The sequence below is a fragment of the Saccharopolyspora sp. SCSIO 74807 genome, from assembly GCF_037023755.1.
Lineage (GTDB): Bacteria > Actinomycetota > Actinomycetes > Mycobacteriales > Pseudonocardiaceae > Saccharopolyspora_C > Saccharopolyspora_C galaxeae.
This window is the reverse complement of record NZ_CP146100.1, coordinates 4,028,854-4,043,158: the sequence shown is the minus strand read 5'-3', so window position 1 is coordinate 4,043,158 and position 14,305 is coordinate 4,028,854. Positions and strand designations below refer to the sequence as shown.

Sequence of the window (14,305 nt, the reverse complement as noted above, 5' to 3'; positions counted from 1 at the left end):
AGGCCGCTCGGCGCACGCCGGTGCCGCCTTCGGGAGCGGGTCGATGCCAGTGCCGCGGGCCCACTCACCAAGCAGCCCGTTCCAGCGGACGAGGGTCGTCGATCGTGGCCGAGGGGCGCGCGAGGTTCCGGACCCGGCGCTGCGGCAGGGTGTAGCGGTCCCAGCCGGGGTCGCCGGTGGCCGCGAAGCGAACCCATGCCGAGTGCACCTCCCGAGCCAGCTCCGGCGAGAAATCGTCGCCCAGCAACGAGTTCGGGCCGTGCAGCCGCGGTTCGCCCGCCGAGTCGAACACGAACGGCAGCTCCACCCCGTGCGCCGCACCGAGCGCCCCGCCCAGCGCCGATGACCGCCAGGCGAACTCGTAGCGGTAGGTCGGCTGCCCGCGTCCGGCGTGCGCGTCGGCGAGCGCCCGGGTTCCGGCACCGAACAGGCCGTCGCCGAGCACTGCCGCGCGCAGCTCACCGGCGGTAGCCGACGGGCGCTGCTGCCGGTAGGCGGCCACCAGCCGGTCCGGCTCCGGATGTGCTTGCACCGCAACGTCCCCCACGTCGTCCATTGTGGACGAATCCAGTGCGCCACCGGGGGCCAAGTACAGGTTGCCCTCCGCAGCGTTGTTCCCGATGAGCAGATCGGCGTCGGCACCGGCGCCGGCCGCGACCGCCACTGCCGGCTGCCTCTCCAGCACCGGACTGAACCGTGCCAGCCGCAGCAACGGATCGCGGTGCCCGTCCAGCCCGAGATCCATCGGGCCGAGCTGCTCCACCGCGTCGACCAGCCGCTCGTCCGGCACCTCCGGCAACGACCCGACCGGCACACCCAGCAGCTGACCCAGCCGCTTCATGACGAGCTCGGCTTGCGCGGGTACGAACGCGCCGAGTCCGTTTCCGCTCTGCGAGATCACCCTGCGGAACAGCCCGCGCGCCGCCGGATCGGCCAACGCGGCCGCGACGATGGTCGCCCCCGCGGACTGGCCGAACAGGGTGACGTTGGCCGGGTCTCCGCCGAACCGGGCGATCTCCTCCTGCACCCAGCGCAGCGCGGCGAGCACGTCCAGCAGTCCCCGGTTGTCCGGTGCTCCCGGCAGCGACAGCCAGCCCGGCGCCCCGATCCGGTAGTTCAGCGTCACCAGCACCACGCCGTCCCGGGCGAACCCGGTGCCGTCGTAGAGCGCCGCCTGGCCGGAGCCGGACACGAAGGCGCCGCCGTGCACGAACACCATGACCGGCAGGCCGCGCGTCGCGGTGTCCGGGGTCCACACGTTCACCGTCAGGTAATCCGCGCCGCGAACCCAGCCGGGGCCGAAGAACGGGCCCATGTCCAGGGCACCGAATTCTCGCCGCGGTGCCGGAGCGGTGGGACCGGGCATCGCGGCATCCCGCTCCCCTGCCCATCTCGGAGCCGGCCGGGGAGCGGAGAACCGCGCGGGCCCCGTCGGGGCCGCTGCGTAGGGGATGCCGGAGAAGACCAGGCCGGCGTGGCTGCGCCTGCCCCGGACCCGGCCCGCGTTCGTGCGCACCACCGGGTTCTGCTCCGCCGGGCTCATCGGTTGATCCGCTGCGGACGGTCGAACGCGGCCCAGTTCTTGATCTCGAAGCGGTCCCCGGCCCGGCGGACCTCGGCGGCGCCGTGACCGCCGAAGTGCGCGGGCACCACCAACGCGGTGTTGTCGGCGGCGAATTCCAGCAGCCGCCTGCGGGACGCGCGGGCGGCCGCCGGGTCCTCCTCGAAGTCGCAGTTGTGCACCGGATCTTGCAGTTGCAGCGGGGTGTGCAGCAGGTCGCCGATGAACACCGCGCGATCCGGCCCGGAGCGCAGCTGCAGCACCGACGATCCGGGCGTGTGCCCGGGAGCGGGTTGCAATCGCAGGTTCTCGTCGATGACCCGTTCGCCATCCCACAGCTCGGTCAGGCCCGCCTGGTGCACCGGAGCGACGCTGTCCTCGAACACGTTCTGGTGGCTCAGCGCCCGCTTCGGCCGGTGCTCGCCCATCGGATTCCAGTACTCGAAGTCGGCGCGCGGCAGCAGGTAGGTGGCGTTCGGGAACGTCGGCACCCAGTCCCGGCCGACGAGCCGGGTGTTCCAGCCGACGTGATCGACGTGCAAATGCGTGTTGACCACGATGTCGACGTCTTCCGGGCGCACCCCCGCGCGGGCCAGGTTGCCGAGGTAGTCGGTGTTCAAGTGCCGCCAGTGCGGCGAGTACGGCCGTTCCTTGTGGTTGCCGACTCCGGTGTCCACCAGGATCGTGCGGCCAGCGCTGCGCAGCACCCAGGTCTGCACAGCGGAGACGAACCCGTTGTCGGCCGGCGACCAGAAGTCCGGATCCAGCCAGGACCGCTCGGCCTCGAACTCCTCGGCGGGGATTTCCGGGAAGAACTCGTCCACGGCCATCGCACGCCCGTGGAACTCCAGCACTCGCGTGACTTCGACGTCTCCCAGCGTGATGCTCTGCATGGGTCGAATATGCGCGGCACCGCCGATCGCGCGGTATCCGTCACGTGACTGCACCTGTCCCCGCGCGGCTACAGTCGATGGCCGGGAGGCGGCAGTGCGGGAGATCATCGGACGGCAGGCCGAGCTGGCTCAGGTGCGGCGAGCGGCGAGCGGCACCGGGCGGGTTCTGGTCATCACCGGCGATGCCGGAATGGGCAAGACGACGTTGCTGGACGCGGCGGCAGCGCAGGGCGCGCTGCGGGCCTCCGGCAGCGAGAGCGAGGCGAACCTGGCGTTCGCGGGGCTGCACCAGCTGCTCGCGCCGGTGCTGCGGCGGGCCGCGGGCACGGCTGAGGCGTCGCGGCTGCAGTGCGCGTTCGGGATCGGCGACGGGGAACCCGACCCGGATGTCATGGGCCTGGGGCTCGCGGCGCTGCGCCTGCTGTCCGATACCGGTGGGCTGCTCGTGATCGACGACGCGCACTGGCTGGACCGGGGCACCCTGGACGTGCTCGCGTTCCTCGCGCGCCGGATCGAATCGGAGCCGCTGAACCTGCTCATCGGTGCCCGCGATGATCGGCCGCTGCCCGGACTGGACCGGCTGCCCACCTTGCGGCTGGAACCTCTCGACGACCTCTCCGCGAACCAGGTCCTCGACGCGCTGCCGCAGGCACCGGCCGGGGCGCGGCGACTGCGCGTGCTCGCCGAGGCAGGCGGCAATCCGCTCGCACTGGCCGAACTCGCCGCGGTGCCGCAGGAAACCGGGCCGGGGCCGCTTGCCACCACCGAACGGCTGGAGAAGATCTTCGCGGCCCGGGCGCAGGAACTGCCCGAACGAACCCGCGAACTGCTGCTGGAACTGGCCGCCGCCGACGCCCCGGACGCGGTGCACGCGCCAGGCGCGGGCTGGGAACCCGCCGAACGGGCCGGGCTGGTGCGCTGGACGGGATCCCGGTTCCGCTTCCGGCATCCGCTGGTGCGGTCCGCGCTGTACCACTCGGCGCCTTTCGAACACCGCCGCCGGGCGCACCTCGCACTGGGCGAAGCGACCAGGGACGAACCGGACCGGCGCGCTTGGCACCTCGCGGCGGCCGCCGGTGAACCGGACGAGGACGTCGCCGCCCTGATGGAGAGCACCGCCGAGCGGGCCCGCCGCCGCGGCGGTTACGTGGCCGCCGCGACCGCGCTGGAACGCGCCGCCGACCTCAGCCCGGACCGCGGCGAGCGCGCCCGCCGACTGGTGCTGGCGGCGAACTCCGCGCTGTTGACCGCCCAAGCCGGTTGGGTCGAAGACCTGGCGGCGCGGGTCGTGGAACTGACCGACGACCCGGAACTGCTGGCGTCGGCCGAACTCCGCGCCGGGCAGGCGCTGACCGTCACCACTCGTCACGATGCCGCGTTCGCACAGCTGTCGCGCACCGCGAGCGCGTTGGCGCAGCGAGATCCGGACACCGCGCTGAGCGTGCTGGCCACCGCCGCCGTGGTCGGGTACTACTCGGCGGAACCCGGCCGCAACGATCGAGTGCTGGCCGCGCTCCCGGAGATCCCCGGTCCGCATGATCCGGTGACCAGGGCGTGGGTGCTCGCGGTGGCGGACCCCGCGGGCAGCAGGGACGAAGTGCTCCCGCAGCTGCCCGACCTGGCCGCCGCCGAGTCCGGCCCGGGCCGGGCGATCGCGGTGGCGACGATCGCCTGGCTGCTCGACGAGACGTCATTCGCGGTGCGGCTGTTCGAGCAGGCTTTCGACCGGTGGCGGGTGCGCGGGCCACTACCGGAAGGGCTCGGCTGCGCCCAGGGATGGGCGCTGTTCGAGTCCGGCGCCTGGGCGCGGACCAGGGTGGTCGCCGCCGAGTCGGTCAGCAGCGGAGCCCGCGCGGAACTGCCGCACGTCGTCGCCGGGGCCAAGACGATGGACGGGGCCGTGCTCGCGTTGCAGGGCCAAGCGGGCCCGGCCCGGGAACTCGGCACCGCAGCACTGTCCATGGTGGACCCGGCTAGTAGCCGGATGGTGGCCGTTCGCGCCAGGTACGTGCTGGGCATCGCCGCCGCCTCCGAAGGCGACCACGCGACGGCCTACGCGCAGCTGCGCCGGGCGTTCACTCCCGATGGCGATTTCCTGCACCACCACCAGTCGGCCGTGGCGCTGCCGGAGCTGGCGGCGGCCGCGGCCCGGCTCGGGGAACCGCACGACGCGGAGCGCATCGTGCTGCGCGCGGCTCGGCGGCTGGGCGACGACGCATCACCGAGGCTGCGCGCGCTGGTCGAGCATGCTCGCGCCTTGCTGGCCGCGGAACCGGAACAGCACTTCACCGCCGCCCTCGCCGATCCGCGCACCGAGCAGTGGCCGTTCGAACGGGCACGAACCTTGTTGCACCAGGCCGAATGGCTGCGCCGAGCCCGACGCATCGCCGAAGCGCGCGCACCGCTCTCGGCGGCGCTGGAGACGTTCCGCAGGCTCGGCGCCCACCCGTGGGTGGCCAGGGCCGAAGCGGAGCTGCGGGCGGCCGGAGCGGCCGAGCCCCGCGAGGAGCACGCCGCACCCGACGCGCTGGCCGAGCTGAGCCCACAACAGCAGGAGATCATCCGGCTCGCCGCCAGGGGCTTCACCAACCGCCAGATCGGCGACCGGATGTTCCTGTCACCGCGCACGGTGGGATCGCACCTGTACCGCTCGTTCCCGAAGCTCGGCGTCAGCACCCGCAACCAGCTGCGCGAACTGTTGCAGAGCGCTCGGTGACCGGCTCGGCACTCGTTGCTCAGCAGGTCGGCTTGCTCGCGGCCCGGTGCGGCTGCGATCGCCGACGTGGTCACCTGCTCGCCGAGCCCCGAAGCGCAGCCCGGCAGTTCCGGTAGACGCGCCGCACCCGCGATCGTCCCGGTGCGGGGTCTCCCCGGACGACACGGTCACCTCCGAATCGCGGTACCCGGCGCCGGGCGAACCGGGCAGACTCCGATCACGACGGGCGATCTTGTCCGCGACGGGGAGGACGAGCGTGATCAGGACACCTGCGCTGCTGCTCGGCGGACTGCTGGCCGCCGCGATGCTGCCCACCGCGACGCCCGCCGATGCCGCGCAACCCGCGCCCGGCGCTGCGGAGCCCACGCCCGAAACCGCCCGACCGACGCCCGAGGCGACCGGAACGCCGCTGTCACCGGACAGCGGCCTCTACCCCACGTCGGTCCGGTTGGCGCACGCGGGCGAGGACAACGGCGCGGTGCTGACCGGAACCGTCAGCTTCGGCGCGGACGGCGGCTCCGCCCGCTTCTACGAGAGCAAGGACGAAGGCGCGACGTTCAACGAGGTCGGCCGGATCACCGACCCGGCCTTCGCGGACGGCTTGTGCTGCGGCAGCATGCTCGAACTCCCCCGCCAGGTCGGCGATCTGCCGGAAGGCACGCTGCTGTGGACCGCGAGCGTCGGCGCCAACCCCGAAGACCGGCGGATGTCGCTGCCGGTGTGGCAGAGCCAGGACCGGGGGCGGACCTGGTCGTACTTGTCGACCTGCGCGACCGCGCCGGGCACCGGAGGCCATTGGGAACCGGAGCTGTTCGTCGACGACGCGGGCGCGCTGGGCTGCTACTTCGCCGACGAGAACGACCCGGAGCACAGCCAGAAGTTGCAGCGCGCGGTCTCGACCGACGGTGTGAACTGGGCGGCCCCGGAACCCGTCGTGGAACTGGCGGATCCGGCGCTGCGTCCCGGGATGCCGGTGGTCCGACGGCTGCCGGACGGTCGCGCCTACCTGTCCTACGAGATCTGCGGCGCCGAGGGCCCGCACATCTGCGCCGCGCACTTCCGGCTCTCCGACGACGGGGCGGACTGGGGCGATCCCGCCGCGCAGGACCCGCTGCTCACCTTGGGCGACGGCCGGTATTTCGCACACGCGCCGAAGATCACCGTCATCGACGACGGCACATCCGACGGGCGGCTGATCACGGTCGGCCAGGAGTTGCGCAACGCCGACGGAACGGTCGCCGAAGGCAACGGCGCAACGCTGTTCGCCAGCGACGAGCCCGGCGCCAACGACAACGTGGCACTGCCCGCTCCGGTCGAAGTACCGGGCGCGCGCGACGAACCCTGCCCGAACTACAGCTCGTCGCTGGCTCCACTGGCCGATTCCGGCCGGATCCTCGAAGTCGCCACCGACTACGACGAGAACGGAACTTGCCGCGCCTACTACGCCACCGGAGACCTGACCGGCTAAGCGGGATGGCCCGTCCGCGCCTACTTCACGGGGCCAACTGTCCGAGGCTCCGCCGACCGACCCGCCGAGCGAAGTTCGTTCCACAAACGGCGTTCGGCGAGGAACATCGGCAGGCACGGTCATGTCCGCAGCGCAGCGGAAAGCCCGGTTAAGCTCGCATCATGGAAGATCCGGATGAACTCCTCAGCCGCGTACTTGACTTCGCGCAGGCCCATTCCGGGATCGAAGCCGTTGTACAGACCGGTTCGCGGGCCCGCGGCGATCGTGTGGACGCGCTCTCGGATCTCGACATCGAACTCATCGGCCCAGCTGCAGTGGAACTCGTGGGCGATGACGAATGGCCCGGAACCATCGCAGACGTGCTGATCAGCGTCCACCTTGCCAACGAAGGCCCGGACGCCCCCGACTGGCCGACCTACCTGGTCGTCTTCACCTACGGGCGCAAGATTGATTTCACGCTCGCGGGAACCGAACGCATCGAGCGCATGACTAGGTACGGCTTGGACGGCCTCTACCAACGCGGCTATCTCGTGCGCCTTGACAAGACCGGCGTCACACGGGGACTTCCCGCTTCCTCCATGACTCCGCCGGAGCGGTCGCTTCCGGACTCCGAGAAGTTCGCGATGAACCAACGGGAATTCTGGTTCGAGGCCACTCAGGTACCGATCTACCTCGCGCGCGGAGACCTGTGGCCGGCCGGTCTCCGCGAGGCGGAGATGCGCTCACTTCTGCTCACGATGCTGGAGTGGAACGTCCTCGCCCGCTCGCACCACGCTGTCGACGTCTGGCACGACGGCCACCACCTCGACGAATGGCTTCCTGAACGCTACCGAGAGCGAATCGCCACCACCCACACCCGTTACGACGCGACGGACATGCTGGGCGGCCTGCGATCGCTGGTCGACCTCTACGCCGACGTTGCCGCGGAGACCAGCAGGCTCGTGTCCGCCGAACTGCTCGATCTCCGCACCCGCGTCCACGCCCACATCACCGCCGTCATGAACGAAACGTGACCTCGAAGCGCACGATTGCTTCGTTGCACGGTTCGATGTAGGTGGTCGCGTGCACGGCTGCTCGCCGTGGACGGTTCACTCACCGGTTTGCTGCGCGATCTGGATCAGGTTGCCGCAGGTGTCGTCGAGCACGGCGGTGGTCACCGGGCCCATGTCGGTGGGTTCTTGGGTGAAGCGCACGCCGAGGTCGCGCAGCCGCTCGTACTCGGCGTCGACGTCGTCGACGGCGAACGAGGTCCACGGGATGCCGTCGGCGACGAGCGCCTCCTTGAACGGCCCGGCCGCGGGGTGGCCGCTGGGTTCGAGCACCAGCTCGGTGCCGTCCGGGTCCTGCGGGGACACCACGGTCAGCCACCGCGGCCCGCCCATCGGGATGTCGTGCTTCTGCTGGAAACCCAGCACCTCGGTGTAGAACCGCCGCGCCTTCTCCTGGTCGTCGACGAGCACGCTCGCGAGGTTGATTCGCATGTCGATCCCTCTTCTCGTTCGTTGCCGGGGCACAGCAGACCTCAACGCACATCCTCGTCGTCCGCCACTCCGTGCAACCGGCCCAGGACCCAGCTTTCGACATCGGCGACGTGGCGGGTCGCGGCGACGAACGCCGCCATGCTGTCCCGGTCCTGCAACGCGCGGTAGATGTCGTTGTGCTGCTGGTGAGTCCGGGTGAGCACGTCGTCTTTGACCAGCGCTCGCCAGATCCGCGCGCGGGCGGTGCGCTGCGCGACGGTTCCGGCCAGCGATTGCAGGGTCCGGTTGCCCGCGGCGGCGACGATGTCCGAGTGGAACGCCAAGTCCTCGGCGACCAACTCCTGCGGGTCGCGCAGCGTGCGCATCCGTTCGATCCGGTCACCCAGTTCCGCCAGCTGCGCCTCGTCGATGCGGGTGGCGGCCAGCGAGGTGGCGCCCGGCTCCACCACCCGGCGGCACTCGAACAGCTCCCGCAAGCCGGTGTCGTGCGAAAGCTGCAGAAACCGGCCGATCGCGTCGACCACCCGGTCCGGGCGCAGATCGGTGACGAAGGTGCCCGCGCCGTGCCGGACCTCCAGCACGCCTGCCATCGTCAGCGCGCGCACCGCCTCGCGCAGCGACAGCCGGGAAAGCTCCAGGTCGCTCGCCAGCGCGGCCTCCGGCGGGAGCTTCTGGCCGGGTGCGAACTCGCCGGACTCGATGCGGCGCTTGATCCGGTCGATCGCCTCGTCGACGACGCTGCTGCCGACGGTTTCCGGGCTGGACATGCCGGCCATCTTCGCGCCCCGCCCGGGAGTCAGGCCCACTCGGGGCCGTCGGGATAGCTGAACCGCCGCAGCGAGTCCCGGTGGATCTGCGAGCTGTACCCGGGACGTTCCGGCGGCAGGTAGTGGCCGTCGCGCAGCCGCACCGGATCCACGAAGTGCTCGTGCAGGTGGTCGACGTACTCCACCACCCGGTCTTCCAGATTCCCGCTCACCGCAACGTAATCGAAGATCGACAGGTGCTGCACCAGCTCGCACAAACCAACTCCCCCGGCGTGCGGGCAGATCGGCACGCCGCGGGCGGCCGCGAGCAGGATGACCGCGACGGCCTCGTTCACCCCAGCCAGGCGGCAGGCGTCGATCTGGCAGATGCCGAGCGCTTCGGCCTGCAGGAACTGCTTGAACATCACCGCGTTGTGCCCGTGCTCGCCGGTGGCGACGTGCGTGGGGGCGATGGCGCGCTGGATCGCGGCGTGCCCGAGCACGTCGTCCGGGCTGGTCGGTTCCTCGAACCAGTGGATGTCGAACTCGGCGAGCCCGCGGTGCCAGTCGATCGCCTCCTGCACCCCGAGGGTCTGGTTCGCGTCGATCATCAACCGCCGGTCCGGGCCGAGCACTTCCCGCGCGATGCGGCAGCGCCGCTGGTCGTCGGCCAGGTTCGCGCCGACCTTGAGCTTCACCGACTCCCACCCGGCGGCGACGGCCTGTTGGCACAGCCTGCGCAGCTTCTCGTCGTCGTAGCCGAGCCAGCCCGCGCTGGTGGTGTAAGCCGGGTAGCCGTCGCGGCGGATCTCGGATTCCCTTGCGGCGCGGCCGGATTCGGCGCGCTGCAGCATCTCCAGCGCGGCCTGCGGGCTGAGTTCGTCGCGCAGGTAGCGCCAGTCCACCAGGTCCACGATCTGCTGCGGCGACATGTCGGCCAGCAGCTTCCACACCGGTTTGCCCGCCAGCTTCGCGGCCAGGTCCCACCCGGCGTTGACGACCGCCGCGGTGGCCAGGTGCAGCACGCCCTTGTCCGGGCCGAGCCAGCGCAGCTGGCTGTCCGCGGCCAGGTGCCTGGCGAATCCGCCCAGGTCGTCGGCGATGTCGGACAGCGCCATGCCGCGGACGCGCTCGGCCACCTGCCGCGCGGCGGTGACGACCAGGTCGGTGCCGCGGCCGATGGTGAAGGTGAACCCGTGCGCCTCCGGCACGTCCGGGTCGTCGGTGTGCAGCACGACGTAGGCGGCCGAGTAGTCCGGCGCCGGGTTCATCGCGTCGGACCCGTCGAGCTCCCGCGAGGTGGGGAACCGCAGATCGACGGTCTCGACATCGACGATGCGCGCGGTCATCGGCTCGCTCCCTGCATCCGATTGCCGGTACGCGAGCCAACTCATCAGATCTCTTGACTGGAATCAAGACCGCGAACCCTTGAAAACGCGATCCGGATCACCATACTGTCTGCGCGCTCCATCAACGCTTGAACCCTTCACGCCCAGCGCAGCACTAGCCGTGGAACCGGAGTGAACGGCTTGTTCGCCCCAATAGATTGGACGAACGGTCCGTTCGCTCGCAGGAGCCCGGGAGCGGCGGCGCGCGAGGTGCCACTGCCCAGCCACTCACCCGGACCGAAGTCATCTGAGCATTCGCACTCGTCTGCAACGACGCAGGAGGTCGTAGTGCGCACGTCGTCCGCCGAGGCCGTTCGCCGCAAGGTCTCCCGGCGCCTGCTGCCCACGCTGTTCGTGATGTTCGTACTGTCCTTTTTGGACCGCGCGAACGTTTCGCTGGTCAAGGAGCACCTGGAGGTCGATCTGGGCATCGGCGCCGCCGCCTACGGGTTCGGCGCCGGGGTGTTCTTCATCGGCTACGCGGTGCTCGGCGTGCCGTCGAACCTGGTGCTGCACCGCTTCGGCGCGCGCCGCTGGCTGGCGCTGATCATGCTGGTGTGGGGTGTGCTGTCGTGCGCGATGGCGCTGGTGACCGGGCCGGTGAGCTTCTACGTGCTGCGGCTGCTGCTCGGCGCGGCCGAGGCCGGGTTCTTCCCCGGCGTGATCCTCTACATCACCTACTGGTTCCCGGCGCGGGAACGCGGCCGGGCGACGGGACTTTTCCAGTCGGCGGTCGCGATCGCCAGCATCATCGGCAATCCGCTCGGTGGTTACCTGCTGGGCCTGCACGGCGCGGGCGGGATCGCCGGGTGGCAGTGGATGTTCCTGCTGGAGGGCGTGCCGACCGCGTTGCTGGCGCTGGCGGTGCCGTGGCTGCTGACCGACCGGCCCGCCGACGCGAAATGGCTCAGCGAAGCCGAACGCGAGCAGCTCACCGCACGCATCGCGGCCGACGAACCACCGGAATCGGCCGCGCCGCCGAAGCGGGCCGGTGAGGTCGTGCGGGATACGCGCGTGCTGCGGCTGATGTTCATCTACTTCGCGATCCAGATCGGGCTCTACGGCGTGACGTTCTGGCTGCCCGCGCTGGTGCGCCGCATCGGCGGGCTCGGCGATCTGGGCACCGGGTTCGTCTCCGCGCTGCCGTGGCTGTTCGCGCTGGCGGGTGTGCTGGTCCTGCCGTGGTGGTCGGACCGGACCGGGAATCGGCGCGGGCCGCTGGGACTCGCGTTGGCGATGACCGTGGTCGGGCTGGTCGGCGCGGTGCTGTTGCCGCCGGTGGCCGCGGTGGGCGCGCTGTGCGTGGCCGCTTTCGGTTTTCTGGGTTCGCAGCCGGTGTTCTGGACAGTTCCGCCGACGATCCTCACCGGAGCTCAGGGCGCGGGCACGATCGCGTTGATCTCCGGGCTGGGCAACGTGGGCGGATTCGTCGGGCCGTACGTCATGGGGGTCACCGAGAGCACCACCGGTTCCGGAACGGCCGGGTTGTACGTGATCGCAGCCGTCGTCGCGGCCGGGATCGTCACCACGTTCTCGTTGCGGTGGCTGACCGAACGCACCACCGAACCGTCCACATCAGACCTCGAAGTCGCCTGACAGGAGGACCGATGCACATCGTGCGCTACGCCGACCGCCACAACGAACTCCACATCGGACTGATGGAAGGCGGCTCGGTGCGCCGGTTCCCCGGCGTGCGGCGAATCGCCGACCTGCTGCGGCTGTCCACCGCCGAACTCCGCGCAATGGAGCCGGCGGCCGAACCGGCGGGTGCGGTGCGGCTGCTGCCGCCGGTCGACGGGCACACCGAGATCTGGGCCGCCGGAGTCACCTACGAGCGCTCCAAGCAGGCGCGGATGGAGGAGAGCAGCGAGCAGTCCGTCTACGACCGGGTCTACCTCGCCGAACGACCGGAACTGTTCTTCAAGGCGCAGCCCTGGCGAGTGGTCACCGACGGCGAGGCGATCGGAGTGCGCGCCGACTCACCGCTGAACGTGCCCGAACCGGAGCTGGCGGTGTTCGCCAACTCCGCAGGGGAGATCGTCGGCTACGGCGTGTGCAACGACGTCAGCTCGCGCTCCATCGAGGGCGAGAACCCGCTTTACCTGCCGCAGGCCAAGGTTTACGCGGGCAGCTGCGCGCTGGCACCCGGCATCCGGCCCGCGTGGGAGGTCGACCCGGCCGGCCTGGAGATCAGCCTGGAGGTGTTCCGCGCCGACGAATCCTGCTTCGAAGGAAAGGTGCACACCTCCGCGCTGCACCGCGGCTGCGAAGTGCTGGTCGAGCACCTGTTCCGCGGGCAGCCGTTCCCGCACGGCGCGGTGCTGGCCACCGGAACCGGCATCGTGCCCGAGATGGACTTCAACCTGCGCCGCGGAGACGTCGTGCGGATCGGCATCAGCGAGGTCGGCAGCCTCACCAACCAGGTCACCGACGTGCGGACCGAACTGGACTGGCTCGCGGGCACGCTCGACACACCGCACGCACGGCAATCCGTGGTGTGACGGGCTCACCGCGGCGCGAACCCGGCCAGCCCGAACACCTCGAACAGCCGCCGCTGCGGCTCGGTCAGCTCGGTCAGCAACCGCCTGGTGCGCGGGCGCCCGCCGGTGGACGGGTAGCGCAGCACCACCTCGCGGATGCCGCCGAGCTGCTCGAACAGCTCCCGCACGGACAGGTCGAGACCGGCCCGCTCGGCCTCGTGGCGCATCACGTGCAGCACCGTCACGGCCAGCACCGAGATCATCCGCTGCACCTCGGCGGGTTCGGCGGGTCCTTCGGCGAGCCGGGCGAAGGTGGATTCCAGGTGGTAGCGGGCGCGGTAGGCGGTGACCAGCTCGGCAACCGGCCAGCCGTCCCGGTCGGTGACCAGCAGCTGCTTGCCGAAGAACTCCTCGGCGACCCGCGCGCGGGCGGCTTCGTCGACGTGCCAGCGCAGCCGCATCGGATTCGCCTCCAGCGAGGTGACCAGCACCCGTTCCACCCAGCGCACGCGGGTGATCCGGGCGACCTCGGCCAGCGCCTGGTCGCGCGAGTGCCGGTAGGTTCCCGCGGCCAGCGCCTCGGCCAGGCCGTCGAGGCGCCGCGCCGCCTGGTTCAACGCCTGCGCGAAACCGCGCGCCTGCGCGGCGTGCAGGGTTTCGGAGTGGGTGAGCACCACCCGCCTGCTCACCCCGTCCACCACCGCGCGGGTGTCCAGCGCCGTCAAGCCCGGCAGCCGCCGCTCGTCCACGGCGGTGCGCGCGCCCGCGGTGTAGGCCAGCAGCTCGGGGTGGTCGGTCAGCAGCAGGCCCCCGACGAAACCCACGTCCGGGCTCGGCCCCGCGTGCGCGCCCGCGTCGAACACGGCGGTCACCTCGGCGCTGCCGCCGGCGCGGTGGCGTTCGGCGAGCCGCCCGGCGACCGCGGCGTAGCGCTCGTCCCCGCCGCGCCGGTGGTCCTGGCTGCTCAGCGGGATCGCGCCGTCCCGGCTGACCAGCAGCGCCGAACCGGACAGCCCGTCCGCCGAAGCATCGATCGTCGCCTGCGGCACGTCCACGACCAGTGCCGATCCGCCGCCGATCCGCTCGCGCACCGCGGCCGAGACCGCCTGCTCGATCCGCTGCCTGCGTTCCGGGTCGAGCCGCCGCAGCGCCCGCCGCGAACGCCCCTGCTCCCAAGCCTGCTCGGGCGCGCGGATCAGGTGGGTGAGCTCGCCCGAGTCCGTCCCCACCACGCGCTCCAGCACGGCCAGCGCCAGGTGCGTTCCCACCGAGACCGCTGAACGCTGCCTGCCGATCACTCCGTCGACGATCCCGGCGAGGTCCAGGGACCGGATCGTGCGCCACACCGCCGCCACATCACCGAACGGCAACTGCCGGGTGCGCTCCGGTTCCGCCGCCGAACCGCCGAGCGACCCCGCGACGTCCTCGGCGGTACCGAGGTAGCGCTGCCCGACGATGCGCGGGCGGCCGTTCACCCGCCCGGACTCCGCGTAGTAGTAGTAAGTCCGCCCGCCGCGCCGCTTGCCGATGATCGACCCCACGCTTTGGGTAATACACCCGCGCAGTGCTTCC

Annotated in this window: 11 protein-coding genes; 5 read left to right on the top strand and 6 right to left on the bottom strand. The window is 71.3% G+C overall.

Annotation, left to right across the window (positions count from 1 at the left end):
- Positions 1–64 precede the first annotated feature (64 nt).
- On the bottom strand, positions 65–1,543 hold the full coding sequence (locus tag V1457_RS18555; protein ID WP_338595792.1) for a carboxylesterase family protein: 1,479 nt from the start codon (positions 1,541–1,543) through the stop codon (positions 65–67).
- A complete protein-coding gene (locus V1457_RS18550; RefSeq protein ID WP_295139531.1) occupies positions 1,540–2,454 on the bottom strand; it encodes an MBL fold metallo-hydrolase in 915 nt (304 codons plus the stop codon). The genes V1457_RS18555 and V1457_RS18550 overlap by 4 nt, the downstream gene beginning before the upstream one ends.
- 94 nt (positions 2,455–2,548) lie before the next feature.
- Between V1457_RS18550 and V1457_RS18545 the strand changes: the two genes are divergently transcribed.
- The 3 genes from V1457_RS18545 to V1457_RS18535 all read left to right on the top strand — a co-directional run bounded on the left by V1457_RS18545 (position 2,549) and on the right by V1457_RS18535 (position 7,651).
- Complete coding sequence (locus V1457_RS18545) at positions 2,549–5,170, top strand: AAA family ATPase (protein ID WP_338595788.1); 2,622 nt, start codon at positions 2,549–2,551, stop codon at positions 5,168–5,170.
- 256 nt (positions 5,171–5,426) lie between these two features.
- A complete protein-coding gene (locus V1457_RS18540) occupies positions 5,427–6,638 on the top strand; it encodes an exo-alpha-sialidase (RefSeq protein ID WP_338595786.1) in 1,212 nt (403 codons plus the stop codon).
- Positions 6,639–6,799: 161 nt separating this feature from the next.
- Complete coding sequence (locus tag V1457_RS18535; RefSeq protein WP_338595785.1) at positions 6,800–7,651, top strand: aminoglycoside 6-adenylyltransferase; 852 nt, start codon at positions 6,800–6,802, stop codon at positions 7,649–7,651.
- Positions 7,652–7,726: 75 nt separating this feature from the next.
- Here V1457_RS18535 and V1457_RS18530 read toward each other — a convergent pair whose 3' ends face one another.
- From V1457_RS18530 to V1457_RS18520, 3 genes are read right to left on the bottom strand one after another with little or no spacing between them, the layout of a single operon-like run.
- Positions 7,727–8,119: a VOC family protein gene (locus V1457_RS18530; RefSeq protein ID WP_338595784.1), complete on the bottom strand. Its 393-nt coding sequence runs from the start codon at positions 8,117–8,119 to the stop codon at positions 7,727–7,729.
- A 41-nt stretch (positions 8,120–8,160) separates the two neighbouring features.
- Positions 8,161–8,886, bottom strand: coding sequence for a FadR/GntR family transcriptional regulator (locus tag V1457_RS18525; RefSeq protein WP_295145892.1), 726 nt, complete (start codon positions 8,884–8,886; stop codon positions 8,161–8,163).
- A gap of 29 nt (positions 8,887–8,915) precedes the next feature.
- Positions 8,916–10,214 (bottom strand): enolase C-terminal domain-like protein, encoded by a 1,299-nt coding sequence (locus tag V1457_RS18520; RefSeq protein WP_295145893.1) that lies wholly within the window; start codon positions 10,212–10,214, stop codon positions 8,916–8,918.
- A 327-nt stretch (positions 10,215–10,541) separates the two neighbouring features.
- Between V1457_RS18520 and V1457_RS18515 the strand changes: the two genes are divergently transcribed.
- Positions 10,542–11,849, top strand: coding sequence for an MFS transporter (locus tag V1457_RS18515; protein ID WP_338595783.1), 1,308 nt, complete (start codon positions 10,542–10,544; stop codon positions 11,847–11,849).
- Between the two features lie 11 nt (positions 11,850–11,860).
- Complete coding sequence (locus V1457_RS18510; protein WP_338595781.1) at positions 11,861–12,754, top strand: fumarylacetoacetate hydrolase family protein; 894 nt, start codon at positions 11,861–11,863, stop codon at positions 12,752–12,754.
- Positions 12,755–12,759: 5 nt separating this feature from the next.
- On the opposite strand, the gene V1457_RS18505 is transcribed toward V1457_RS18510, so the two are convergent.
- Positions 12,760–14,274 carry a transposase gene (locus tag V1457_RS18505; protein ID WP_338595779.1) on the bottom strand — a complete coding sequence of 505 codons (1,515 nt, stop codon included), beginning with the start codon at positions 14,272–14,274 and terminating at the stop codon, positions 12,760–12,762.
- Positions 14,275–14,305 lie beyond the last annotated feature (31 nt).

Coding starts and splice junctions, on each gene's coding strand:
- V1457_RS18550 (WP_295139531.1), bottom strand. CDS start 2,454: ATGCAGAGCATCACGCTGGGAGACGTCGAAGTCACGCGAGTGCTGGAG.
- V1457_RS18555 (WP_338595792.1), bottom strand. CDS start 1,543: ATGAGCCCGGCGGAGCAGAACCCGGTGGTGCGCACGAACGCGGGCCGG.
- V1457_RS18525 (WP_295145892.1), bottom strand. CDS start 8,886: ATGTCCAGCCCGGAAACCGTCGGCAGCAGCGTCGTCGACGAGGCGATC.
- V1457_RS18510 (WP_338595781.1), top strand. CDS start 11,861: ATGCACATCGTGCGCTACGCCGACCGCCACAACGAACTCCACATCGGA.
- V1457_RS18535 (WP_338595785.1), top strand. CDS start 6,800: ATGGAAGATCCGGATGAACTCCTCAGCCGCGTACTTGACTTCGCGCAG.
- V1457_RS18530 (WP_338595784.1), bottom strand. CDS start 8,119: ATGCGAATCAACCTCGCGAGCGTGCTCGTCGACGACCAGGAGAAGGCG.
- V1457_RS18520 (WP_295145893.1), bottom strand. CDS start 10,214: ATGACCGCGCGCATCGTCGATGTCGAGACCGTCGATCTGCGGTTCCCC.